Here is a 23,389-nt window from a genome sequence, read left to right as displayed (position 1 = left end):
TACTTGTGAATAATAAAGGAGATTGTAGTTGAAAAAAGAAGCGGGGTTTTGAAATGAAAATATGGATTTGTAGCTTCATCTTCTTCTTATCATTTATTCAGCTGGGCTTTGCAGAACCGGTATCTCCTACAAAGAAAAATTTAGCCATTGTAATTGATGACCTCGGTAACAATATGAAGGGGACAGAGGAAATCCTAGGGCTTCCGATAAACCTCACTGTCGCTATTATGCCATTTCTGTCAACAACAAGAGAGGATGCAGAGCTGGCGCATCATAATGGACACGAAGTGATTGTACATTTACCAATGGAACCAAAGCATGGGAAGAAAAGCTGGCTTGGTCCAGGTGCAATTACAACAGATTTAAGTGATAGCGAGATCCGTAAACGTGTGGAAGCAGCCATTAAAGATGTCCCACATGCCGATGGCGTAAATCATCATATGGGGTCAAAGGTGACTGAGGATGAACGAGTGATGCGAATTGTTCTACAAGTATGTAAGGAAAACGGACTCTTTTATCTTGATAGCAAGACGACTGATAAAAGTGTTGTAAGCAAGCTTGCAATAGAAATGAATGTCCCATTCTTGGAAAATAATTTGTTTTTTGATGATATATATACAACGGAACATATTACAAAACAAGCGAATGTACTCGCAAGAAATTTAGTGAACGCGGACCAATTCATAGCGATCGGTCATGTTGGTATATCAGGTCCGATGATGGTGGAAGTATTAAAACAATACATTCCTGTCTATGAAAATGAGGCGAATATTGTATCCTTATCCGATTTAATACCCGAATTTAAATTGATTGAAAAAGGACTGGAATAACGTTAATCATTGGATTTGGGAAATATAAACATTCGATCGTAAGTGATGGAAGGATAAAGTGAAACTTCATTGGTTGGGAATTTTACTGCCCGCCAAACTGCGATAAATATGAATATTAAAACGTTGAACCAATAAAAAATTTTTTGATTCGAGGACCATTCTTTCATCATATCGGTCAAAAAGGATAAAACATGTTAAAATACGATTAATCGGTTATTAACATGTAGGTATGGTGAAAGGGAGGTGAAGAGGTGGAGAAGACACGTTTACGTAATCTGTTGTTGTTTATTGTGTTTGGTGTGATGTTATTTAGTCAACCAACACAATTATTGTCTCAGATTGATCTGAGCCAAACGAATGAATCAACCATTTCATCCGCTAGCTATACGACAGATATCAGTGCTTCCCATCTCACTTCACCAACCACGATACCAAATTACCATGAATGGAAAGCCGATCCGGCACTTTTTCCACAAGCCGAAAAGATCGTTAGCCTGATTCCACCCGTTTTAGATCCATTTCTTTTTCCTTTAGGAATAACGGAAGCGACTGGTTTCTTGGATGCGATCAAATACCAATCGAACTATCTCCCCTAATACGTAAATTTGCTCATTTTAATGGAATAAAGCCTTCTAATCAAAATTGGAAGGTTTTATTCAAAGTGGAATTTAATTATCGTATTGTAAAATAAAGGGGAGCACACATAATGACAAATAAACATGATAAACCGTATTGGAAAGAAACACTGGAGTGTTATGTATATATAGGCTTGATTATGCTCTTGTTTTTAGGGATTTTTATGGTGAGCGGACAGTTAACTGGAACAGATTGGATCGGTTATATGATAAAACTTATAGGCGAATTTAGCATGGATATTTAACGCTTATATGCATGCCCTAGGGCAAGTACGCAAAACAAAAGCTTGGCATCGTGTTCTGATGTCAAGCTTTTGTTTTACATGTTAGGGGACAGTCCCCCACCACACTATTGCTTTAACACTTTATCGAGATGGGGGACTGTCCCTATGCCGTGCGATTGGGTCGTGCCCCATCTTCAATTCATCGTCAGCGATAACCACTGTTTTTCCACTCTCAACATCAGCGATATATTCTGCTGCTTGTTCTTCTGATACACCGAAACGAACAAGCCTCTCATGTAAATCCAGTGTACGGTCGCTTTGTTTTGTGAATCGCTTTTTCACTTTGTCAAAAAAAGTTATATTGGTTTCATCGATCGGTAAACTGCTGGCAATATTTACATCGGTAAGATCTGTTAATTCATCGGGGTGGTGATCGGTAAGCATGAGAATGTTTTTCGCTTTGAAACCTTTTAATTCCAGGTTACTGGATGCTTTAACCGCATCTGTCACAGATTGGTATTTCCCAATGATTTGTACCGTCATCTCCAATCCCTCCTACACCGAAAATAGTTTGTACATGATTTTCTTCTAGTCTATGAAGGAAGAGGAGCAATCATGATTACTATTTAAGTTGAGGGGTAGATTTCGTAGACTGTTCATTGTCATAGGAATGCTTTCTAAGTAGCATGTGCTTGATTGTAATGCCAATGATTATTCCTACAGGGACAAACACGATTGGTAACCAGACAGGGCCAAAGAGGTATCCGGCAATACGAAACGTTTGAGAGAAAATGAGGCCCACTGTTGCGACAAAAGCAGAAAAAACAAATGGTAAATAGGCAAAAGGTTTTGCTCCATCACCCGCATCTTTATAGGCATCCCAGAGGGCAAAGAAATACAAACAAGGATAAAACATGAACCATTGATAATTTGTTTGTGTGATTGCTGCTTGAATTTCCCCGTGAAAACTTAATAGGATGACTTGATTAACGTTACCTAGAAAATTGGTTAGTAATTCCAAAGCAATGAACAGGAATCCTTTTGCAAATTTGTGGTTTAATAATTGCCCAAAACCCGGAAAGGCAATACTCCATAATAGTCTTTCCAATTGGATGCTTTTTTTCCCTATCTGCTTCTCCATTTTGTGACCCTATTTTGCCAAGTCTTTTCTATTTGCAGCCATTGGAGGCTGTTCCATCCATCCGTTTTCAATCAATATCTTTGCCCCATCATTGGAATACCGCGCTATTTCTGCCATTAATCGGGTATATTTAACCCCTAAATCATGTCTGGGACTAGCTGAAATGGAGGCCCCATATTGTCCAATGCCTGACGCCGTTAATGAAGTAACAAAATTCATCATGAGTTTATCGGAAAAAGGTGCAATAGTAGACGCTGTTACTTCTGGGGTCAGTAATATGCCATCAGATAAATAATCTTCGTGTAAAGCAGCGGAAAAAACATCGTAATGCTTGCCGGAAATTTCTCGGCCCCTTTCAAAGTATTGTTTTACTTCTTTGTTTTCTGCAACTTGGCTAAATCCGGTGATCATCGCCTGGCCTAAAGCGTTACGATTGGAATTATAAACGAGCATAGCGATTTCGGTACCTAGTAACGGCCGCCGTTCCCCGAACCAACCTGCTAAAAAACGATCCGCTTGCACGAACTCGATTTGCTGTGGCGCCGGGATCTTAGGTGGACGAATATAAATCCCCTTTTCTATCGCCAATTCCTTCGCTTGTTGATGCAAGACTTGCACATCACTTAAGCTATCTGAAAAAAAGTGAATCATATCGGTACGGGACACCATGGATAAATCAGAGCTGAATGTAATCAAATTCAAGTAGGTCGTGTTTAAAGTATATAGCAAATAAAGTTTGTCAGAAAAGAGGCGCGGTGCATTCAAATGGATATCCTTATCGGTAAAACCTTGTGGAATAGGGTGATTTGCGCTGTTAAGAAGCTGTATTTCTGTCTCCTTGCGTTTTTCTGTTATTGCTAAAGCCTGTTCAAGAACCTGACGAATTGCCTGGTCCTCTACATGTATTAAGAAAAAGCTTATACCACATATATTCAGTGTATCAGACTGATATGCTGTCCAGAGACTGGAAATCTCCGCCGATGTGAGTGTTACCTGGTGTTGGTTGTTTTCCATTTATGCATTATCCTTTCACTTTCTAAGATTATTTTCTAGCTTGTCTGAGATCAAACGGTTTATACATGATTAGTATAAAAGAAACCAAATTTGACAGACTAATATAGGAAATAAAGAAGACTCGGCTCAAATGAAGCTTTTACTTCACTTAAACCTTAACGCCGCAGGGATAAAGAGGGATATTGATGGCGCGATCCAGATTCGGACGACATAAAAAACAGCAACAGACCAAAGTAGAAGCCTCCTTTGCCATCGAGATATTTAAAGATATCGAGCAAAATATAAAAAACCTCAATAACATGTTAGATGCGCCCGATGATTTAATGACGCGGGAATTTACGATTGGACATGGGGAACAACAGGCTGCCATTGCTTATATTGATGGCTTGGTAGATAAGGAACTGTTGCAAAACAATATACTGGAAAATCTGCAGAATTTATCAGTCGAACAACAGTCTGAAGAGGATGTAGAGGCAATGTTTGATAAGATATATCAAACATTTATTTCCATCAATAAAATAAAAAAAGGAACAACATTAGATGACATTTCCAATGGCATACTTTCCGGTAATACTGTGTTTTACCTAGATGGCATAGACGCAGTTTTAATTATGGACATAAAAGGTGGAGAAACCCGCGCCATCGAACAACCAATTACGGAAACGCTAATTCGTGGTCCAAGAACGTCCTTTGTAGAGAGTATAGGTACAAATATATCATTGATTCGCCGTAATATACGGGCCCCAAATTTACGCTTGAAGACTTCCCAGGTAGGTAGGCGCAGCAAGAATAATCTTGTCTTAGCTTATGTGGAGGGTATTGTCAATCCGGAAATTGTGCAGGAAGTGAGTCGGCGGTTGGAAACGATTGATCTGGATGATGCACCAGAATCAGGCTTTATCGAACAATGGATCGAAGACAGCTTTTTGTCTCCTTTCCCGCAAATGATGGACACGGAAAGACCGGATGTGGTTTCTTCCTCACTCTTACAGGGGAAAGTGGCGATAATCCTGGATGGAACACCATTTGTTTTAATCGCGCCAACGACATTAGGGGATATTTTAAAATCACCGGAAGACTACTATGAGCGCTGGCTATACGGCACGTTATTACGGGTTCTGAGATATATTGGTGCCTTTCTTGCACTATTCTTACCCGCAATATACATTTCGCTTGTTTCTTTTCATCAGGGGCTTTTACCTTCTAAACTCGCTTTTTCTATCGCAGCAAGCAGGGAAGGTGTTCCCTTTCCAGCCTTTGTGGAAGCGATGCTGATGGTCATCACAATGGAGTTATTGCAGGAAGCCGGGGTAAGATTGCCTACACCAATTGGTCAAACCATTGGTATTGTCGGTGGGCTTGTGATTGGTGAGGCAGCAGTACAGGCGGGAATTGTCAGTCCAGTTATGCTAATTGTTATCGCGCTTACAGCGATTGCCGCATTTACAACGCCAACATTTAGTTTGAGCATTTCATTGCGAATACTTCGATTTGGTTTCATGTTTGCAGCTGCTTTCTTAGGGCTTTATGGCGTGATCCTTGTATATGTTATGATCAACATCCATCTTGTCAATTTGAAGAGTTTTGGGGTGCCATACGCTACGCCATTTGCCCCAACGATGTTAGGGGACATGAAGGATCTCGTTCTGCGTGCACCGAGATTCATGTTGATGAAACGACCGGAATATTTGCAAACGGAGGATGAAAAGTCGGCAAACAAAGGGGAAAAGTAATCATGAAGTGGTTTACTTATGCTGATCCAAAAATAGATGACAAAGAGATAATGATTATTGTCCCTTCCATGTTAATTGGCGGTGGCATACTTACTTTTCCTAGATTCGTCGCGGATGAAACCGTTGGCTCAGATGGCTGGATCGTTATTTTAATTGGGGGGATGTTAACCCTCTTGGTGGCTTGGACGGTTGCTAAATTGGCCACTATGTTTCCAAACCAAAGCTTTTTATCCTACGCATCTGCTATCGTAAGCAAACCTGTAGCAGTCATATTAACCTTTTTGCTTGGTACGATATCAATGCTTATCGCCTCGTATGTTGTACGTAATATCGCGAATACTGCAAAGGAATATTTATTTGAACAGACACCCATGGAAGTTATTGCCCTTACTTTTCTACTTGTAGTGATTTACGCCATTTCCAGCTCCAGGATCGGATTGTTTCGGCTGAACATGTTGTTCTTTCCGTTTATTTTTTTAATTACGATCATCATCATGCTTTTAAATATAAAGTGGTTTGACTTTGGTGACTTATTGCCAATGTTTCAGACATCGTTTACAGGTTATATCAAAGGAACTGGAAGTATGATTACATCCTATGTTGGACTTGGTATTCTCTTATTTTATCTTGCTTTGGCTGATCGACCAAAGCGTGCTCCAAAAATGGTTTCTATTGGTGTGTGCATTGTTATGTTTTTTTACTTCCTTGTTTTCATTACTTGTATCGGTGTTTTTGGTCATGCAGGTACAGCCAATCTGTTAAATCCAACTGTAGAGTTGGCGAAACAGGTCGAGATTCCGGGCGGCATTTTTGAACGGGCAGAAGTGGTTTTTTATGTCATTTGGATAATGGCTATTTTTAATACAACAACAATGGCATTTGATATCGCAGTTTTGGCACTGCATTCTATTTTTAAAAAAGCAAATAAGATGACATTTATCTTCATTTTGTCACCACTTATTTATCTAATTAGTATGATCCCGGAAAATCTTGTCGAATTAAATCACTTTGGTACATTTGTAAGCTATGTTTCTGCTGGGACAACGGTGTTCGTAACGATATTGTTACTCATCATTGCGAAAATACGGGGGATGAAACAAGTTGAATAAAAAAAGATATCTTTTACTCTTATATTGCTTGCTGATAACGATGCTCACAGGTTGTTGGGATAATGTACCCATTGAAGATCGGGGATTTGTCATTGGCTCTGCCATTGATCTAAAGGATGGAAAAGTCGATGGTAATTATGATTTAACATTAACCAATCAATTTGTTGTTCCACCTGGACTGAATTCCCCAATGAACGGGGGAAGTGGAGGGAAAGCCTTTATGAATTTGTCTGGCAGTGGTGACAGTGTTTTTGCTATAGATCAAGAGATGGCATCACTTACAAGTAAAATGCCATTTTTTGAGCATTTAAAATTACTCGTTGTTTCTGATGAGTTGTTGGAGACGCCGCATTTGTTTGCCGATGTCTTGGATGTGTTCGTTCGGGATAAGGAGATGCGCCGTGGCGTTAAGGTGGTCGCTGCTAAAGGCGAGGCAAAGGACATTCTCGGTATCCAGCCAGAAAATGAACAATTGCCAGCTGTATACATCAATAATCTGTTGGAAGTTAGTATGAAAAAAACGAATTTGTTTAAACCGATGCATGTTGGTGATATTCATCAAATGCTTTTAACGAATAGTAGCTTTATCATTCCTTACGTTATCGCCGCAAAAAATAAAGTTGATTACAAAGGTGGGGCTATTTTTCATGGATATGAAGATAAGCTTGTAGGTTTCCTTGACGAGAAAGAAATGACTGCATTGAACTTGGTGAATGGCGACACACATGGTGGAACGATTACGTTTACTTATGATGGAGATTTAATAACTTTTAAAATTAACAATGCGAAAAGCGATGTTAAGCTGGATACGAAAGATCCGGAAAGCATAAATATAACGGTAGATATTGGTGTAGAAGGAGGAATCGCAGAAGTATTTGGTAATAAGAACCTAAACAATTCGCAAACATTGTCCGAGATCGAAAAGGAGATTTCCAAGCAAATAGAAACGATGACGGGTCAAACAATTGCACGTACCCAAAAGGAAATGAATGCGGATATATTTGCTTTTGATCAAAAGTTAAACGAGAGACACTATCATACATGGCAAAAAATAAAGGACAACTGGGATCATGGTGAAAACCTTTTTGCGAAAAGTAACATTCGTGTCAATGCGAAAGCGCATGTTCGCACGGCAGGAGCTTCCGAAAAAGTGGAGGGTAACAGAAAGGAGTAAAACAGCAATGTTTGACAGTTTGATGGGTTTTTTACCAAGTAAATTAGTGTTGATTTGCACCATATTAGCTTTTGTTATCCCATTTATTATTTATCAAGTCAATCAAAAGCTGCATGAACATGGGGACCCACCATGGATGAAAGACAGGTGATCGATTTGTGGTTCGTGCTGATCGGATGGAATCTGCAGTGTTCAATGATACAATGATGGTAAATATTGTTTAATAGAGGTGTATTTACATATGGACCTGAAAACGTACTTAACATTGGACGCAACGGAAATGGCAGCATTAATCAAACGAAAGGAAGTATCGCCGAAAGAACTGTTACAAGCCAGTTTTCAACAGTTGGAAAAGGTAAACCCCACCTTGAATGCGGTTATTCATGATAGAAAAGAAAAGGTGTTGAAAGAGGCGGAGCAAGTACAGGTAAGTGATCATGCACCGTTTGCCGGTGTGCCTGTTTTATTGAAAAATATCTCGCAGGCACTGGCGGGGGAGCCACTGACCTCCGGAACGAAATTATTAAAAACAATGCGTGCCGAACAAGATTCCCATTTGGTGAAAAAAATGCGCGACGCGGGCTTCTTGTTTATGGGGCACACAAACGTACCGGAATTTGCTTTGAAGAATATTACGGAGCCGGCGCTTTATGGTCCAACAAGAAATCCATGGCATGCCGATTATTCGCCTGGTGGCTCAAGTGGAGGATCTGCTGCTGCGATTGCATCTGGTGTTGTCCCCCTTGCTGGGGCAAGTGATGGTGGTGGATCCATTCGGATTCCTGCTTCCTTTAGTGGGCTGTTTGGACTGAAACCAACACGTGGACGCACTCCTGTTGGGCCTGGTGCAGGCAGACAGTGGCAAGGTGCTTCGATTGATTTTGCACTGAGTCGAAGTGTGAGGGATAGTGCAGCAATGCTGGATTTACTTCAAGTTGTACAACCAGAAGCAGCTTTTCAAGTGCCATTGTTTCCAAGAAGTTACACGGAAGCGATGAAGGATACACAAAAGCAAAAACTTAAAATTGGCTTCACAACGGAATCTCCTGTTGGTACACCCGTTTCAGATGAAGCAAAGCAAGCCGTGGAAAAGACCGTTAAATGGTTGGAAAAAGAGGGACATATGGTAGAAGAAGTGAATAATGGTGTTGACGGTGTCCAATTAATGAGAGACTATTTCTTAATGAACAGCGGTGAGATTTCGATGGTGGTGGCGCAACTGGAGCAGGCTATGGGTCGATCGATTACGGCTGATGATGTTGAAATTGACACATGGGTATTGAACGAAGCTGGTAAATCGGTTTCCGCAGCGGCGTTCTCTGCAAGTCTTGCGTCATGGGATACTGCTGCAGCACAAATGGCTAAGCTGCACCAGACGTATGATTTTTATGTCACACCAGCGACCGCTTTCCCAGCACCAAAAGTAGGTGAGTTGACATTTAGCAAGTCTGAGCAGGAGGCCTTACGTGCACAAATTGCTGAAGCTGCTATGCAGGATAAGCAGGCAGTCGTTTACGACATGTTTGTCCCAAGTTTAACTTACACACCGTTTACCCAATTGGCAAACTTAACGGGACAGCCCGGTATATCCGTACCCGTTCACTTGTCTAAAGATGGGCTTCCGTTAGGAGTCCAATTTATGGCTGGTAAAGGAGCGGAACACCGACTATTACAAATAGCTCACCAGCTGGAACAATCAGACTTGTGGATTGGCATGAAAGGCAATCCTTATTTTGAAGATCATTAAATATCATGCTTCCCGTTGGAACGGGGAGCATTTTTTGGGTCAAGCGGGAGAGGAGGGCGCGAAGTCGGGAGAGAAGCATGATAACTCGGGAGAGCAGGGCGGCAATTCGGGAGAGAAGCACCACGAATCGGGCGGCGCTCAACTTTACGGGTTGTCCCAGCAATCATCATTCTCCTCTCCCGTAGTATAAAAAAGCAGTTTAATGTACATGCTAGTTTTCAAATTGTTCAATAATCTGCTTTTACTTCATAGGCCTTTTTTAGTATAGTTATAATTATAGTTATAGTAAGTGTGAAAATTGAATAAAGTGAACGCCTGAGAGGGGTCGAAAGATGATGCAGGAAACCATTTTATATAATGAAAAGATAGAAAAAGTGATTAAAAATATTAATAAAGTGATGATCGGGAAAGAAAACGCTGCCGCCCTAAGCCTTGTTGCACTGCTAGCCCAGGGGCATGTGCTTCTGGAAGATGTTCCAGGTGTGGGAAAGACAATGCTTGTTCGAACGATGGCAAAATCATTAGATTGCGATTTTAGAAGAATACAGTTTACCCCGGATTTGTTACCTTCCGATGTGACAGGGATATCGATTTATAATCCAAAGGAACTTGAATTTGAGTTTCGTGGCGGACCCATTTTAGGAAACATTATCCTTGCCGATGAGATTAATCGGACGTCACCGAAAACACAATCATCTTTGCTGGAAGGGATGGAAGAAAAGAGTGTGACTGTAGATGGAAAAACAATCGCATTACAGCAACCATTCTTTGTCATGGCAACACAGAACCCGATTGAATATGAGGGGACCTATCCGTTACCCGAGGCCCAGTTGGACCGATTTATTTTAAAATTGAACATGGGTTATCCATCGTTCGAGGATGAACTGGAAATGCTGGAGCGTACATCAGAGAATCATCCGATTGAATCGATTGGACCGGTGATGTCCCGAGAGGAAGTCGTTGCTATTCAAGAAGAAGTGAAAGAGGTCTATATCGATCCTAATGTGCAGGAGTATATTATTAATCTAGTAACCCGAACCAGAAAGAACAGTGCAATTTATCTAGGCGCGAGTCCAAGAGGATCGATTGCATTAATGAAAGCAGCCAAAGCGTATGCTTTTATTCTAGGCCGTGATTACGTATTGCCAGATGACGTGAAGTTTCTGGCACCATTTGTCCTGTCCCACCGGATTATTTTAACCTCTGAAGCAAAATACGACGGGGTGAAAAGTGAAGATATCGTAGAATCCATCGTAAAAACAACGCACATTCCGATTCGAAAGGAATTTATCGAATGAAAGGGACAGCGCTTTTCGTTAGTAATTTGATCTTTATTATCTTTCTTTTCCTTCTTTTGTTTTCTTTTGCAATGTTTCAAGGTGGATTTGTAAGCTGGTTTTTATTTTATAGCTTTTTACCGATCTTTTTATATCATATCGGTTTGCTATTTTATCCGATCAGAAACTGGATGGTTACAAGGACGCTCTCCCATCGTGTGATCCGTGCCGGGGATGAAGTAAATGTAACTGTCAACATCAGTCGTAGTATCCCATTCCCGTTATATTATTGTATATTTGAAGAAAAATTTCCTGAGACATTAAAGCGAATCGACAATCGTAAAGATAAATATCATTATATGAATGAACCGGAAAAGTTACGGGTGAACCGGAAGATGAAGAAAATTATCTTTCCCTCCTTTCGTCGCACGATCGAATTATCTTATTATCTATCCCAAGTACCAAGGGGAGAGCATGAACTGCAAGCGATTCGGGTTCAAACAGGTGATATTTTTGGTTTTGTGAAAAAGGCGCATACGTTTGAGATAAAGGATCAGCTTATTGCTTATCCAAATGAGCGTACGATTCAAATGAAAGAGCCGATGAGTAGTTATGAACAAGGGTCTATCGCTTCGTCCACCTTGAATTTAAAAAATACTAACGTGGCTTCCGGTGTTCGAGAATATTTGCCAGGCGATAAATATTCTTGGATTAATTGGAAGCAAACAGCACGAAAAAACACGATCATGACAAAAGAGTTTGAACAGGAAAAAAGCACAGACGTCATGCTTGTTTTAAATAGCTGTTACGATGATGGGATGAATGAATTGGCGTTTGAAGCGGCTATTGAAGTAACGATTTCTTTAATGGAAACGATTCAGAAACAGGCGGCACAGGTTGGTTTACTTTCGATAGGTGCGGACACGATTCAATTTCCTGTTCATCATGATCCAACAAAGAAAGAATGGATCCGGCAGCATCTAACACGCCTCAGGCCAACCGGTAATCAACATTTCTCTGTCAGGTTGCAGGAAGAAATGGCGAAAATTACGGGTGGGCATATTTTAATGATAATAACAACCCATATCGATCACACATTTAAACAAACTGTCCGGCAACTGAAACAGCGAGGGAACAGGGTGAAAGTCATATATATTCAACCATCCAGCCGGATTACGCAGGAGGAGCGTTCGCTTCTACAGCAGCTCCAATTTGAACGGGCAGATATCCATGTACTAACGGAAAAGCAATTAGTGGAAAGTCCAATAGAGGTGGTATATCATGAAAAATTTTCTACAAAGTAAATCAATCTTATACACCTCCCTACTCTATTTATGTGGGCTTTTACTATTCCTAGAATGGCTTTATCCCGTCGAAGATATTGCCGAAATCAGTAACCTGTCCGTATTTATTTTTTATGCCTTCTTTTGCTTCTTTATTTCGTTATTTCAGATGAAATGGTGGATCACATTTCTGATCAAAGGATTTGGCTTGTTATTTATTGTTAACGGCCTTTTTTTCGAACAAAGCATTCTAAGCCTCCATTGGCTTGAAGCGTTTTATACGGAATTCACTTATAATATGGATGTCCTATTTTCTCAGCAATGGTATTATATCACGCCTGTATTTCGTAGTATGCTATTTCTGATCTTAATTTGGCTGATCAGTTATTTATTGCATTACTGGTTCGTGGTGATGAAGCGGATTTTATTATTTGTTTTACTTACATTTGTTTATATTACAGTACTGGATACGTACACGGCATATGATGCCAGCTTGTCGATTGTAAGAACGTTTGTTATTTCCTTTATCGCTTTAGGCATTGCAAATTTTATGAAGGAGTTAGACAGCGCGTCCATTCCATTTGGTTGGGTAAAGAAAACGCCGACATGGTTATTCCCGTTGCTCGGTATTGTGCTTTTTTCGACCATTATTGGCTTTGCAGGTCCAAAAATGGGACCGCAATGGCCTGACCCTGTACCATTTATTCAAAGTGCAACCGGAACGGGTGGGGGATCCAGTGGACCGATACAAAAGGTAGGCTATGGGGAAGATGATTCCCGCCTTGGTGGCTCATTTCAGCAAGACGACACCCCTGTATTTCAGGCAACAGGCGAGGGGAAACATTATTGGCGGATTGAAACAAAGGATGTATATACCGGGAAGGGGTGGGAGCTTTTCACGGAACCCGAATATCAGGTTCAAGAAGATGGCATCATTGATTTGAAAACTTTTACATCGGCAGTGGAAACAGAAAGATTGGAGTCAACGCTTGTGTTCCAAGGAAATACATCCATTGAAAAACTGATTTATCCATATGGGATTCATCAAGCGATTGCAGAAGATGCAAGCTATTTTCTGGATGAACATTCGGAGGCCATTCAAACAAAAGTGGATGATCAAGTTACCGATTTAGATCGTTATTCGATTGTTTACGACGAGCCATCCTTTGAGACAGAGAAATTACGTGAAACAGATGCGGGAGAATTGACAGATTACGAAGCATTCTACACACAGCTCCCGTCCGCATTGCCTGATCGTATTGGAGAATTGGCAGTAGACATTACATCCGTCTATAACAATCGATATGATCAGGCTCGGGCAATTGAACGTTACTTTGGACAAAATGAATTTGAATATCAAACAGAGAATGTTCCTGTTCCAAGTAGACAGGAAGATTATGTGGATCAGTTTTTATTCGATTCACAAGTCGGATATTGCGATAACTTTTCCACGGCAATGGTGGTTATGTTAAGAACGTTGGATATTCCTGCAAGGTGGGCGAAAGGATTTACCGGAGGGCAGGTTATTCCAGGTCTATCGATGGATGCAGATCCTTCTAGTGATGTGTATGAGGTCACTAATTCGAATGCCCATTCATGGGTAGAGGTATATTTCCCTGATGTAGGATGGGTTCCATTTGAGCCAACACAAGGATTTTCTAACCTAACTGATTTTCATTCAGATACTGGGCAGAATAATGCTGTAGAGGACCAGGATGATGGGCCAGATGTACCACCGGAACAGGCAGAACAGGAACCGGAATCGGAAAGGGAGCAAGAAGCATCAGACGAAGAACCAGAAATCGCACAGGCGGAGGATGAATCGGGTAACTCGTCGTTAAAAATCTGGCACGTCATTGTTGGTGTGCTTCTATTAGCTGCAATCAGCTTGATTGTCTATAAAACTAGATTCCGCTGGCAGACATTGCTGTTGGCACGCAAGCTAAAGCGCCAGAAAAATGCGGAAACATATCAAGAAGCATATCATCATCTGCTCAATATTTTACAACATAATGGCTTCAAGAAAGAGACGGATCAGACATTAAGTGAATTCGCAAAGCAAATTGATGCACACTATGAGACAGATGAAATGGGGCAATTGACGACCCATTTCGAACACGTCCTTTATCGGAATAAGGTAAACGAATCAGAGATGGATAAGCTCACGAAATTATGGAAAGATTTAATTAAACGTGTAATGGGTTGACCATCGGGGCGCCGGTTAGTAAAATAGGAAGATATAAATAAAATGAATGCAATTGCCGTTCGTATATCCTCAGGTAATAGGGACCAGAGCGTTTCTACCGGTGCACCGTAAATGTACTGACTATGAAGGCGGAACTTGTTATGTCTAGCTATGTAGCCTGGTTTCTGTCTTTTTCGTACTTGACGTATGCAAAAAGGGTGAAGACCAGGTTATTTTAAAAGGTAGTTAAAGTATAAACGAAGGGCTTATCTAGTCCCTGTCGCTACAGAAATATACTACGCTTTCCGCAGGCTTGCACTGAGCCTCCTCAGAAAAGAAGCCCACTTTTCTTGTGGGGTCTCAGCGACTACGCTTTTCCTGCAGGAGTCTACGTATATTTCTTCCGCTCTAGTGATAACTGATTTTTGACAGTTATTTATCCTTGTACGATTAAAAAGGTAAACGAGGGAAAAATTGCCAACTATTCCTTTTTAGAGAAGGAAGGTTACCTTAGAATATCATGGATGGTCGCGGAAGGTAGTCGACTCCTGCGGGAAAAGCAACAACTGAAGATCCCGCAGGAAGCGTTCTTTGCTTTCGAGGAAGCTGAAGTGTTGTCCGCGGAAAGCGACTATCTGGAGCGAACATCTTACTTGATTCATAAGAACCAAGTAGTTTTTTTAGCTTTTCTTATAGATGTACGATCAACAAACGGTAGTAAATCGAAATAAAAGCAGCAAATAAGGAGCGGAAGTCATGGACAACAATGAAATGATACTTGTATTGGACTTTGGTAGCCAATACAATCAATTAATTACAAGAAGGATTAGAGAACTCGGTGTCTATAGTGAACTACACTCACATAAGCTAACTGCTGAAGCAATTAAGAAAATGAATCCAAAAGGCATCATTTTGTCTGGCGGTCCACACAGTGTTTATGATGAAAACAGCTTCCGCTGTGATACAGCTATTTTTGATTTGGGTATTCCCATTCTAGGTATTTGTTACGGTATGCAATTGATGACATTACAATATGGCGGAAAAGTAGAACGTACAGATAAACGGGAGTATGGAAAAGCAACGATGGAAGTTAGTGATTTCAGTGGTCTATTTAAGGATACTCCTGCCAGTCAAACGGTATGGATGAGCCACGGTGATAAAGTACTTGCTGCACCAGATGAATTTCAAACAGATGCAACAAGCAATGCCACACCAATTGCGGCAATCAGTCATCCTGAAAAGAAACTTTATGGCGTTCAATTCCATCCGGAGGTTCGTAATTCAGAATACGGCAACCACCTACTCAAAAATTTTGTTTTTGAAGTTTGTAACTGTCATGCGGAATGGACAATTGAAAACTTTATCGACATGGAAGTCGCGAAAATCCAAGAAAAAGTCGGTGACCGAAAAGTATTATGTGCACTCAGTGGTGGGGTTGACTCGTCCGTTGTTGCTGCATTAATTCATAAAGCAATCGGCGACCAGTTGACATGTATCTTTGTTGATCATGGCTTACTTAGGAAAAATGAAGCAGATGATGTGATGAAGTTATTTGCCGAAGACTTCCATATGAACATTATCAAAGTGGATGCGGAAGAACGCTTCTTATCTAAACTTAAAGGTGTAGACGATCCAGAGCAAAAACGTAAAATAATTGGTAATGAATTTATATATGTATTTGATGATGAAGCAGACAAGCTGAAAGAAATTGATTTTCTTGCACAAGGTACGCTTTATACAGATATTATTGAAAGCGGAACAGATACAGCGCAAACAATCAAATCTCACCATAATGTTGGTGGATTACCAGAAGACATGCAATTTGAGCTGATTGAACCATTGAATGCACTATTCAAAGATGAAGTGCGTGAGCTCGGTTCACAACTTGGTCTTCCGGATCATATTGTATGGCGTCAGCCTTTCCCTGGACCAGGTTTAGCAATTCGGGTGCTTGGCGAAGTAACACCAGAGAAACTTGCTATTGTCCGTGAATCAGATGCTATTTTGCGAGAAGAAATCGCAGCAGCTGGCTTAGATAGAGACATTTGGCAGTATTTCACTGTCCTACCTAATATTCGCAGTGTTGGTGTGATGGGAGATGCGCGGACATATGATTATACAATCGGTATTCGTGCAGTAACCTCTATTGATGGTATGACCTCCGATTGGGCACGTATCCCGTGGGATGTTCTGGAAAAAATCTCAACGCGATTGGTGAATGATGTGGAACATATTAATCGGGTTGTGTATGATGTTACGAGCAAGCCGCCTGCTACGATTGAGTGGGAGTAAAGAGCTAACTTGATTTGAAAAGAGAACGCCTATTTAACAGTATTTATCTTAATCTTAAATTGACAAATTGGTATAAAATAATATAGTTCCCTGCCAAAATCCCTGCCAAAAAATAATTTGGTAGGGATTATTTTTTGGAAATTGGTATTATCGTGTGAAACTAATTTTTGTATGTTAAAATGATATTCAAATACTCAAAATAATCTTTATTACACAAACGGGCCATATAATGGCATAAGTCTACTTGGACTAACGACGCTTTAGGGAGGTTGCGAATTATGGATATTAATCCACCAGTTAACGTAAGGTTGCTTGCTGATTTTTTAGAAGAAATGAACACTCAAGGAAAGTATCACATTGGTTTCTGCGGAGAGAATAGCTCTGAGATATATGATACGTTAGTTAACGATTTTTCAGATTTAGAATTAGATGAATCTTTTATAGTAGCTTATAATAATTTTGATATCATAGGCGCAATAGGCTTAGATGTTGATTTAAGTAGGGGATATGCTGATGTATGGGGCCCTTTTATTAGAGAAGAAAATATGGAGTTAGCTTCAAAATTATGGGAAAAACTAATTCAAAAAGTACCTAGGGAAGTGAAAAGTCTCTCATTCTTTATAAATAAAGGAAATAAGTTTGCAAAGAATTTTGCACTACAGAATGAAGGGATAGACCAAGGTTCAGATCTAGTACTTAAATTAACCAAGGATAATTATAAAAGTAAAACTGTAAATTTAGATCACTTTAATGATAAATATCATAAGTCCTTCTCAAAACTTCATAATGAGATATTCCCTAATACGTATTTTGATGCGAACACGATACTTAGTAGGTTAAACGATAACAACCAGTTAATTTTAGCTAAAGAAAATGATTTTAACATTAAAGGTTACGTATATATAGAAGCTAATCCTAAGCACATGGAAGGGAATATTGAGTATGTAGGTGTGTCAAAAGATTTTAGAAGACAGGGCATTGGTAAAACATTAATTACGTGTGCATTAAATCAACTCTTTTCTTATCAAAGAATTGAGGAGATCACGATTTGTGTAGGAGAAGACAACATATCAGCTGTCGAATTGTATCGCTCCGTAGGCTTTGAAGCAAAGTATAATTTAATTAGCTACGATGTGGCTTTGAGTACCTCTATTATATGAATTCGAAAAACAGCGTGCATTATCAGGCGTAATGATAGTGGATTGCACTCATTGCACTGTTATCGGGCGCTTTAACGGAATAAAGGCATTATTCCTTGCTGTGACCCCATTTAGTAGCATAATCAATAAAGTAGACGATAATTTAAAAAATAAATATAGTGATTCGTTCAAAAACGATTCCAAATATGATGGTCTGAAGATGGAAGCAAATAAGATGTTGAATTCCATGACAAAAATGCAGACGATCAAAGTGTTAAGAGAAAGATATGGGTTATCCTTGGTGGATGCAAAAAAAATTGTGGATTCAGTAAAACAGTGATCTTCAAGAATCGGGCCAGATTGGGGAAGATGATCTCCCCCAGGGTAATTAATAGAAATTTATAATCAAAATTGAGTTTTTTGGAGGATGGTATGGGAGAATTTGAAGTTCGGAAAATAATTAATTTGCTTTATTTTGACTTAACTGATTTAGTGAAGGAAAGTAAAGAAAATGGTTTTCAATTTCTTGAAAGATTAGTTAATGATTATGAAAATGGGACTAATAACTTTAATAAGCCCGGGGAATCGTTATATGGTGTGTTCAACAAGGAGGATCAACTAATTGCAATTGGTGGCCTTAATATCGACCCCTATTCAGGCGAACAACAAATCGGACGGTTACGAAGGTTTTACATTTCTAGGGACTATCGAAGAAAAGGTTTTGGAAAACTCTTGCTGAATAAGATAATTTACGATGCGAAAAACCATTATAAGGTTTTAGTTCTACATACAGATACAGAACAAGCAAATAAATTTTATACTTCCCTTGGGTTTTCAGAAGAAAAGCTTTATCCAAATTCTACACATCACTTAAAACTTATATGATTATGAGTGTTAAGTTAACGAGCGCTTTAACGGAATAAAGGTTATACTTCAATCGGGCCATTTAACAGAATAGGAAAGCGTAAAAAGTGAGGGGGAACAATATGAAATTTTATCTTTCATCTTTTAAAATTGGAAACGAAGAACGGAAACTAATTGAGCTGACGGAAAATGGAAATAAAAAAGTCGCTTATATCAATAATGCATTAGATTTTGCTACTGATTTGGAAAGAAAAAATAAAAGTGATGCGACGGATGTAAGTGATATACAGAGATTAGGTTTCACGGTTGATATTTTAGACTTGAAAAAGTATTTTTATAACCAAGAAGGATTGAATGAAAGGCTTGATCAATACGATGTTATTTGGGTAAGAGGCGGTAATACCTTTGTTCTCGCTCAAGCTATGGAATTAAGCGGCTTCGATAAAATTATTAAAAAGTATTATAAAGAAAAAAGAGATATTCTATATGGGGGGTATAGTGCAGGAGCTTGTATCCTTGGACCAACGCTAAAAGGTATTCATTTAGTAGATGAACCTGAACTGAAGCCTTACGGTGATGAACATCAGACTATATGGAAAGGGTTATGCATTTTGGATTATGTAATTGCCCCTCATTATAAAACAGACCACAAAGAATCTAACGATATGAACCAAGCAATTGAATTTATGATTGAAAATAAAATTCTATTTAAAGCATTGAGGGATGGAGAAGCAATCATAATTGAATAAACCGATTCTCCTTAAAGGAGATTCAACAAACGGGCCATATTGTTGAACACCAGTCAAAAAGGAGGATATTACTGAAATGAACACAAGATTTTTTAATGTAAGTGGATGGGTTTTACTTTTAGGTATAGTTGCTTTATGGCTTAGGTATGGATATACGGATTGGCAATTAGTATTATTACCTGTAGCCTTTCTTTGTTTTTCAATTGGTAATGGCAAGATTAAAAAAATGAAATGGCTATCATTGTCTCAAATTACGTTACTTATCGTTTCATTTATTATAGCTGTTGCAATTGGGTTCGGTCTTATTCAACTCGCAAATTATCTAATTAACGATGTTTTCCACCTACAGGGTGCCTTTAAAACTATAAGTGTATGGGCAGCTGTTATTATTTCATTATTCTTTGCTGTGACCCCATTTAGTAGCATAATCAATAAAGTAGACGATAATTTAAAAAAGAAATATAGTGATTCGTTCAAATACGATTCCAAATATGATGGTCTGAAGATGGAAGCAAATAAAATGTTGAATTCCATGACAAAAATGCAGACGATCAAAGTGTTAAGAGAAAGATATGGGTTATCCTTGGTGGATGCAAAAAATATTGTGGATTCAGTAAAACAGTAATCTTCAAGAGTAGGGCCAGGTTGTTGAATAAAAGCGATAAACTAACCTGGGAAGAGAAAACAATAATATAAGGTGGGATATTAAGCAAATGTTTAAAAACTTAATCTACTTTGATTCACGAAAAGTTGCAGAATACAGTGCATTGTTAAAAGGCGAAAGACAAGTTGATTTCAAAAAAGTTAAAAAAAGTACTTCTAAGTCTGTTAAAGGTGATGCATACATTGCATCAGGAAACTATGATAATACCGATGAATTTGAGGGAGAAATTGTAGATAATCCAATTTATGATTGTAATGAATTTGAAGAACTACTTGAAAAAAATAGTAAAGACAATTATTTTGATATGACAGGAAATGAAGATTTTGATATTGAAACTGTTCCCAAAACAGCAATTATACGTTTCGAAGGTATGTTTAATATTCCAGAGCAATTCGATATGATGGATTTAATTAATGAATTTAAATCTATGTTAACTGCACAAATGGATATGGAAAATGAAGAAGAGGAAGAAATATTTAATAAAATCTTTGGAAAGGAAAATACAAAGATTCCTATGTATTTTGACAGCGAGCGTTTTGATGACAGAGTTGGTTTTTCTAAGTTAAATTCAAATAATCTTAAATACCAGTTGACAGAGTTAGAGGATTTTGAAGATGAAGAAGTAACCATAATTGCCAAAGTATTGACTCGTAAAGATGTAAAAAATAATCCTGTAATTTTATTTGATGTAATGAAGGACTTATTTTCATTAAATAGAGCGATGAGAAGACAAGCGGAAGAACAAGAGATTGAAGGCGCTGAAAATATAAAAAGTGAAAAGAATGTAGTAACTTTAGAAGTCTTAGCGGTTTATCAATAAGTAGTTTAAAATTTCATTTATACTTTATTCCGCAATCGGGCCATATTGCAGAAGAAAATGATAAGGGAGAAGCAAGTATTATGAAACAAACAAAGAATTTATTAAGAGGATTAGAAGTGTTGAAAGGTCCTTTTCAAAGCTTCTACACCGATGATTTACCTGAATCTCCATCAGATTTTAGAAAGATCAATTGGAGGAAGAGCAGAAGCTTTAATCGGCAAGCAGAGTAAGCAATTAAAGCGTCTCGAGGATCTAGATGAAGCATTTGTAAAATCAAAAGAATTGATAAAGCAATCACCTAATACTATAAGCTCTAACTGGACATTGTATGCAGTCGACGCTAACGAGGTTGAATTTTGGCAGGGAGATTCAGAAAGAAAGCATATAAGAGTGCAATATCAACGGAATGATGAAAAATGGAAACATCATTTGCTTTGGCCTTAATTAATACACCTTATTATATTGTTGTGATAATCGTATAATGATGTGCCACAAACGGGCGCGTTTGTTGAAAAAAACTGTGCTTGATTCAGGTCAGATTATTTCATCCAAATATCAAATTAATCAACCAATTGGGGGAACCTATGAAGCGAGTAGTCATATTTAGTTTATTGTTGTTTTCCGTGTTGGGATTAGCTGGATGTAATGATTATCAAAGAGGTGTAATGGTTTCTGAAGAAAAAGGTCGCTATGCATTATATGTTGTTGGTGATGACCAAGTTGATATGAAGTTGGAAAAGGAATTAGTCGGTAATTCTGTTTTTAGGACAATAACTGAATCTGATTATGACAATGCAAAAGAAGATACTCCTTATTTGGAAATTCAAAAGGATAAACCTAATTACTTTTTATTTAACACAAAAGACCTCGTTTATCAAACTACTTCCTACGAAAAGTTAGTTAAGTACCTGGAAGATAATCCTAAACCAAAATGAAAAAGTTTTTATAAGAATAAAAGGTGACTCTTCACCAATCGGATGCGATTGGTGAAGAAGAAATATTGCATAAACATATAAATTCAGTTTAATGGGCTGTAACACTACAGGCTTATTTTGGGATAAAGATAATGTCCTATATTAAAATAATTTACTTTGTGAAAGAGCAGATGAAAAAATCTGTTCTTTTTTTATGTCTATTTTTAAAAAATGAGGAGGATACAAATGAATAAAACCATTTCAAAAAAAGAATTGCAAGATATGGGTTTTCTACCATATCAATCAGTTGATATTATTAGACAAGCTAAATATTATATGGTGCAAGAATGTTATCCGTATTATAACAATAAAAGATTGGGAAGAGTACCATGCCATGCAGTTGAAAATATTATTGGTGTTTCGTTTGAAGGCGATATGAGTGGCTAAAACAAAATATTCAGGAGTATATCAAGATGGAAAAGGAGGATTCTTTTACAATATTGAACTTGGTGTTGATAAGGTTACCGGTAAAAGGATTCAAAAGAAAAGTAGAAAAGACAGCAATGGTAAAAGGTTTACTTCAGCAAGAGAGGCCAATAAGGAAGCGACTAGAATAAAAAATGAATACCATATGCTGAATGGTTATGCCAATTATAGACTTACCTTTGGAGAGTTTATGAACTCATATTATTTGCCATACTATCAATCTAATGTAGAAGAAAGTACATGGGAAACTAGAAGACATGGTGCTACTCATTGGCAGTCTTGCCTTTGCCATTTATAAAAACTTTACAGCGATTGATCAGCATACTGTTCATGAAAAGAAATCATTGAAACAAAAATTATGGATACAAGTGCCATAGAAAGTTTTACGAAATCTTTGTTAAAGACTACTACACATGGCAAAATGAAAAAAATTCCATTGAACAACGGGTGGAAAAGATTAATGACTACTTGACCGAGGATTTACAAGCTTTAAATTTCGATACTGTAAGAGATGATATTCCTACCAGTTCCAGTGTGAGTAATATTGATATTTGGTCAGTGGCATCAGATAATGATGATACCTATACAGTTGTTTATTCAGTAGATCAAAAGATTACAGAAGATAACGATATTCAGCGGATTCGTTCCACGTATCGAATCTTGCTTCATCAAGATAACGCAGGAAACTTAGTAATTACACGAAACCCTGCTTTATGGAGCATACCGAATAATTCAGATTATGAACCACAACAACCAGAAAGTAACGGAACAGTTGATTCCGACACGGTACAAGAAGTGACCGAGTTTTTGGAGACATTTTTTGCGTTTTATCCGACTGCAACTGATAAAGAGCTTGCTTATTATGTAAAAGAGCATGCTTTGCCATCGATTGACCAAGCCTACATCTTTTCTGAATTAATCAATCCTGTATTTCAAGAAAAAGAGCACCAAGTGAAAGTATGGTTGACAGTAAAATATTTGGATGAAACAACAAAAGTCTCTCAACTTTCCTAGTACGAACTAACTTTAGAAAAAGATATAAACTGGATGATTGTAGAGTAAACTATCTAGCACGTATTCTAATTAACTGGAATACGTGCTACTAGCTA

At 38.5% G+C, this 23,389-nt stretch carries 28 protein-coding genes and 1 riboswitch; of the genes, 25 read left to right on the top strand and 3 right to left on the bottom strand.

Features of this window, described 5'->3' with window-relative positions; all coding sequences use genetic code 11:
- Window positions 1-53: 53 nt before the first annotated feature.
- The 3 genes from JOC34_RS19205 to JOC34_RS19195 all read left to right on the top strand — a co-directional run bounded on the left by JOC34_RS19205 (window position 54) and on the right by JOC34_RS19195 (window position 1,710).
- Window positions 54-830 carry a divergent polysaccharide deacetylase family protein gene (locus JOC34_RS19205; protein ID WP_205138405.1) on the top strand — a complete coding sequence of 259 codons (777 nt, stop codon included), beginning with the start codon at window positions 54-56 and terminating at the stop codon, window positions 828-830.
- 251 nt (window positions 831-1,081) lie between these two features.
- A complete protein-coding gene (locus JOC34_RS19200; protein WP_205138404.1) occupies window positions 1,082-1,426 on the top strand; it encodes a hypothetical protein in 345 nt (114 codons plus the stop codon).
- 110 nt (window positions 1,427-1,536) lie between these two features.
- Window positions 1,537-1,710, top strand: a complete 174-nt coding sequence (locus tag JOC34_RS19195; RefSeq protein WP_205138403.1) for a hypothetical protein — start codon at window positions 1,537-1,539, stop codon at window positions 1,708-1,710.
- 120 nt (window positions 1,711-1,830) lie between these two features.
- Here the strand turns inward: JOC34_RS19195 and JOC34_RS19190 are convergent, their stop codons facing one another.
- The 3 genes from JOC34_RS19190 to JOC34_RS19180 all read right to left on the bottom strand — a co-directional run bounded on the left by JOC34_RS19190 (window position 1,831) and on the right by JOC34_RS19180 (window position 3,844).
- Window positions 1,831-2,232: a general stress protein gene (locus JOC34_RS19190; protein WP_205138402.1), complete on the bottom strand. Its 402-nt coding sequence runs from the start codon at window positions 2,230-2,232 to the stop codon at window positions 1,831-1,833.
- Window positions 2,233-2,311: 79 nt separating this feature from the next.
- Window positions 2,312-2,830: a hypothetical protein gene (locus tag JOC34_RS19185; RefSeq protein ID WP_205138401.1), complete on the bottom strand. Its 519-nt coding sequence runs from the start codon at window positions 2,828-2,830 to the stop codon at window positions 2,312-2,314.
- 9 nt (window positions 2,831-2,839) lie between these two features.
- Window positions 2,840-3,844 carry a DUF3231 family protein gene (locus tag JOC34_RS19180; RefSeq protein WP_205138400.1) on the bottom strand — a complete coding sequence of 335 codons (1,005 nt, stop codon included), beginning with the start codon at window positions 3,842-3,844 and terminating at the stop codon, window positions 2,840-2,842.
- A gap of 185 nt (window positions 3,845-4,029) precedes the next feature.
- Between JOC34_RS19180 and JOC34_RS19175 the strand changes: the two genes are divergently transcribed.
- The 22 genes from JOC34_RS19175 (at window position 4,030) to JOC34_RS19075 (ending at window position 23,294) form a co-directional block, all read left to right on the top strand.
- Window positions 4,030-5,577: a spore germination protein gene (locus tag JOC34_RS19175; RefSeq protein ID WP_205138399.1), complete on the top strand. Its 1,548-nt coding sequence runs from the start codon at window positions 4,030-4,032 to the stop codon at window positions 5,575-5,577.
- A 2-nt stretch (window positions 5,578-5,579) separates the two neighbouring features.
- Window positions 5,580-6,686 carry a GerAB/ArcD/ProY family transporter gene (locus tag JOC34_RS19170; RefSeq protein WP_205138398.1) on the top strand — a complete coding sequence of 369 codons (1,107 nt, stop codon included), beginning with the start codon at window positions 5,580-5,582 and terminating at the stop codon, window positions 6,684-6,686.
- Complete coding sequence (locus tag JOC34_RS19165; RefSeq protein ID WP_205138397.1) at window positions 6,679-7,860, top strand: Ger(x)C family spore germination protein; 1,182 nt, start codon at window positions 6,679-6,681, stop codon at window positions 7,858-7,860. Before JOC34_RS19170 ends, JOC34_RS19165 begins: the two co-directional genes overlap by 8 nt.
- Before the next feature lie 7 nt (window positions 7,861-7,867).
- The gene (locus JOC34_RS19160; RefSeq protein ID WP_205138396.1) at window positions 7,868-8,011 is read left to right on the top strand and encodes a hypothetical protein; all 144 of its coding nucleotides are present in this window, start codon (window positions 7,868-7,870) and stop codon (window positions 8,009-8,011) included.
- Window positions 8,012-8,101: 90 nt separating this feature from the next.
- A complete protein-coding gene (locus JOC34_RS19155; protein WP_205138395.1) occupies window positions 8,102-9,607 on the top strand; it encodes an amidase in 1,506 nt (501 codons plus the stop codon).
- A 332-nt stretch (window positions 9,608-9,939) separates the two neighbouring features.
- On the top strand, window positions 9,940-10,905 hold the full coding sequence (locus JOC34_RS19150) for an AAA family ATPase (RefSeq protein ID WP_205138394.1): 966 nt from the start codon (window positions 9,940-9,942) through the stop codon (window positions 10,903-10,905).
- Window positions 10,902-12,188 (top strand): DUF58 domain-containing protein, encoded by a 1,287-nt coding sequence (locus tag JOC34_RS19145; RefSeq protein WP_205138393.1) that lies wholly within the window; start codon window positions 10,902-10,904, stop codon window positions 12,186-12,188. Before JOC34_RS19150 ends, JOC34_RS19145 begins: the two co-directional genes overlap by 4 nt.
- Complete coding sequence (locus tag JOC34_RS19140; protein ID WP_205138392.1) at window positions 12,166-14,373, top strand: DUF4129 domain-containing transglutaminase family protein; 2,208 nt, start codon at window positions 12,166-12,168, stop codon at window positions 14,371-14,373. The genes JOC34_RS19145 and JOC34_RS19140 overlap by 23 nt, the downstream gene beginning before the upstream one ends.
- A gap of 39 nt (window positions 14,374-14,412) precedes the next feature.
- A riboswitch (purine riboswitch) is annotated at window positions 14,413-14,516 on the top strand.
- A gap of 261 nt (window positions 14,517-14,777) precedes the next feature.
- Window positions 14,778-15,083 (top strand): hypothetical protein, encoded by a 306-nt coding sequence (locus JOC34_RS19135; protein ID WP_239544589.1) that lies wholly within the window; start codon window positions 14,778-14,780, stop codon window positions 15,081-15,083.
- 25 nt (window positions 15,084-15,108) lie between these two features.
- Window positions 15,109-16,644, top strand: coding sequence for a glutamine-hydrolyzing GMP synthase (gene guaA, locus JOC34_RS19130; RefSeq protein ID WP_205138391.1), 1,536 nt, complete (start codon window positions 15,109-15,111; stop codon window positions 16,642-16,644).
- Window positions 16,645-16,922: 278 nt separating this feature from the next.
- Complete coding sequence (locus JOC34_RS19125; RefSeq protein WP_205138390.1) at window positions 16,923-17,804, top strand: GNAT family N-acetyltransferase; 882 nt, start codon at window positions 16,923-16,925, stop codon at window positions 17,802-17,804.
- Window positions 17,805-17,841: 37 nt separating this feature from the next.
- Window positions 17,842-18,123: a hypothetical protein gene (locus JOC34_RS19120; protein ID WP_205138389.1), complete on the top strand. Its 282-nt coding sequence runs from the start codon at window positions 17,842-17,844 to the stop codon at window positions 18,121-18,123.
- Window positions 18,124-18,215: 92 nt separating this feature from the next.
- Window positions 18,216-18,668 (top strand): GNAT family N-acetyltransferase, encoded by a 453-nt coding sequence (locus JOC34_RS19115; protein ID WP_205138388.1) that lies wholly within the window; start codon window positions 18,216-18,218, stop codon window positions 18,666-18,668.
- 101 nt (window positions 18,669-18,769) lie between these two features.
- Window positions 18,770-19,396, top strand: coding sequence for a Type 1 glutamine amidotransferase-like domain-containing protein (locus JOC34_RS19110; protein ID WP_205138387.1), 627 nt, complete (start codon window positions 18,770-18,772; stop codon window positions 19,394-19,396).
- A 76-nt stretch (window positions 19,397-19,472) separates the two neighbouring features.
- The gene (locus JOC34_RS19105) at window positions 19,473-20,021 is read left to right on the top strand and encodes a disulfide bond formation protein DsbD (protein ID WP_205138386.1); all 549 of its coding nucleotides are present in this window, start codon (window positions 19,473-19,475) and stop codon (window positions 20,019-20,021) included.
- An 88-nt stretch (window positions 20,022-20,109) separates the two neighbouring features.
- A complete protein-coding gene (locus JOC34_RS19100) occupies window positions 20,110-20,880 on the top strand; it encodes a hypothetical protein (protein WP_205138385.1) in 771 nt (256 codons plus the stop codon).
- 80 nt (window positions 20,881-20,960) lie between these two features.
- Window positions 20,961-21,110 (top strand): hypothetical protein, encoded by a 150-nt coding sequence (locus tag JOC34_RS21895; protein WP_239544587.1) that lies wholly within the window; start codon window positions 20,961-20,963, stop codon window positions 21,108-21,110.
- A gap of 52 nt (window positions 21,111-21,162) precedes the next feature.
- Window positions 21,163-21,324 carry a pyridoxine 5'-phosphate oxidase C-terminal domain-containing protein gene (locus tag JOC34_RS22270; protein WP_420856178.1) on the top strand — a complete coding sequence of 54 codons (162 nt, stop codon included), beginning with the start codon at window positions 21,163-21,165 and terminating at the stop codon, window positions 21,322-21,324.
- 140 nt (window positions 21,325-21,464) lie between these two features.
- Window positions 21,465-21,815, top strand: a complete 351-nt coding sequence (locus JOC34_RS19090; RefSeq protein WP_205138383.1) for a hypothetical protein — start codon at window positions 21,465-21,467, stop codon at window positions 21,813-21,815.
- A 225-nt stretch (window positions 21,816-22,040) separates the two neighbouring features.
- Window positions 22,041-22,241 (top strand): DUF3173 domain-containing protein, encoded by a 201-nt coding sequence (locus JOC34_RS19085; protein WP_205138382.1) that lies wholly within the window; start codon window positions 22,041-22,043, stop codon window positions 22,239-22,241.
- Complete coding sequence (locus tag JOC34_RS19080) at window positions 22,234-22,578, top strand: hypothetical protein (protein WP_205138381.1); 345 nt, start codon at window positions 22,234-22,236, stop codon at window positions 22,576-22,578. Before JOC34_RS19085 ends, JOC34_RS19080 begins: the two co-directional genes overlap by 8 nt.
- A gap of 92 nt (window positions 22,579-22,670) precedes the next feature.
- A complete protein-coding gene (locus JOC34_RS19075) occupies window positions 22,671-23,294 on the top strand; it encodes a conjugal transfer protein (RefSeq protein ID WP_338062702.1) in 624 nt (207 codons plus the stop codon).
- Window positions 23,295-23,389: the final 95 nt, after the last annotated feature.

The sequence above is a fragment of the Virgibacillus halotolerans genome, from assembly GCF_016908515.1.
Lineage (GTDB): Bacteria > Bacillota > Bacilli > Bacillales > Amphibacillaceae > Virgibacillus_M > Virgibacillus_M halotolerans.
Note: the sequence above shows the minus strand (reverse complement) of the source record. Positions and strands in the feature narration are given on the sequence as shown.

Excerpts from the sequence above, each read along its gene's own strand:
- JOC34_RS19195 (WP_205138403.1), top strand. The coding sequence starts at position 1,537 with ATGACAAATAAACATGATAAACCGTATTGGAAAGAAACACTGGAGTGT.
- JOC34_RS19125 (WP_205138390.1), top strand. The coding sequence starts at position 16,923 with ATGGATATTAATCCACCAGTTAACGTAAGGTTGCTTGCTGATTTTTTA.
- JOC34_RS19145 (WP_205138393.1), top strand. The coding sequence starts at position 10,902 with ATGAAAGGGACAGCGCTTTTCGTTAGTAATTTGATCTTTATTATCTTT.
- JOC34_RS19175 (WP_205138399.1), top strand. The coding sequence starts at position 4,030 with ATGGCGCGATCCAGATTCGGACGACATAAAAAACAGCAACAGACCAAA.
- JOC34_RS21895 (WP_239544587.1), top strand. The coding sequence starts at position 20,961 with ATGAAACAAACAAAGAATTTATTAAGAGGATTAGAAGTGTTGAAAGGT.
- JOC34_RS19090 (WP_205138383.1), top strand. The coding sequence starts at position 21,465 with ATGAAGCGAGTAGTCATATTTAGTTTATTGTTGTTTTCCGTGTTGGGA.
- JOC34_RS19115 (WP_205138388.1), top strand. The coding sequence starts at position 18,216 with ATGGGAGAATTTGAAGTTCGGAAAATAATTAATTTGCTTTATTTTGAC.
- JOC34_RS19185 (WP_205138401.1), bottom strand. The coding sequence starts at position 2,830 with ATGGAGAAGCAGATAGGGAAAAAAAGCATCCAATTGGAAAGACTATTA.
- JOC34_RS19170 (WP_205138398.1), top strand. The coding sequence starts at position 5,580 with ATGAAGTGGTTTACTTATGCTGATCCAAAAATAGATGACAAAGAGATA.
- JOC34_RS19205 (WP_205138405.1), top strand. The coding sequence starts at position 54 with ATGAAAATATGGATTTGTAGCTTCATCTTCTTCTTATCATTTATTCAG.
- JOC34_RS19105 (WP_205138386.1), top strand. The coding sequence starts at position 19,473 with ATGAACACAAGATTTTTTAATGTAAGTGGATGGGTTTTACTTTTAGGT.
- JOC34_RS19100 (WP_205138385.1), top strand. The coding sequence starts at position 20,110 with ATGTTTAAAAACTTAATCTACTTTGATTCACGAAAAGTTGCAGAATAC.
- JOC34_RS19160 (WP_205138396.1), top strand. The coding sequence starts at position 7,868 with ATGTTTGACAGTTTGATGGGTTTTTTACCAAGTAAATTAGTGTTGATT.
- JOC34_RS19190 (WP_205138402.1), bottom strand. The coding sequence starts at position 2,232 with ATGACGGTACAAATCATTGGGAAATACCAATCTGTGACAGATGCGGTT.
- JOC34_RS19085 (WP_205138382.1), top strand. The coding sequence starts at position 22,041 with ATGAATAAAACCATTTCAAAAAAAGAATTGCAAGATATGGGTTTTCTA.
- JOC34_RS19180 (WP_205138400.1), bottom strand. The coding sequence starts at position 3,844 with ATGGAAAACAACCAACACCAGGTAACACTCACATCGGCGGAGATTTCC.
- JOC34_RS19140 (WP_205138392.1), top strand. The coding sequence starts at position 12,166 with ATGAAAAATTTTCTACAAAGTAAATCAATCTTATACACCTCCCTACTC.
- guaA (WP_205138391.1), top strand. The coding sequence starts at position 15,109 with ATGGACAACAATGAAATGATACTTGTATTGGACTTTGGTAGCCAATAC.
- JOC34_RS19155 (WP_205138395.1), top strand. The coding sequence starts at position 8,102 with ATGGACCTGAAAACGTACTTAACATTGGACGCAACGGAAATGGCAGCA.
- JOC34_RS19150 (WP_205138394.1), top strand. The coding sequence starts at position 9,940 with ATGATGCAGGAAACCATTTTATATAATGAAAAGATAGAAAAAGTGATT.
- JOC34_RS19110 (WP_205138387.1), top strand. The coding sequence starts at position 18,770 with ATGAAATTTTATCTTTCATCTTTTAAAATTGGAAACGAAGAACGGAAA.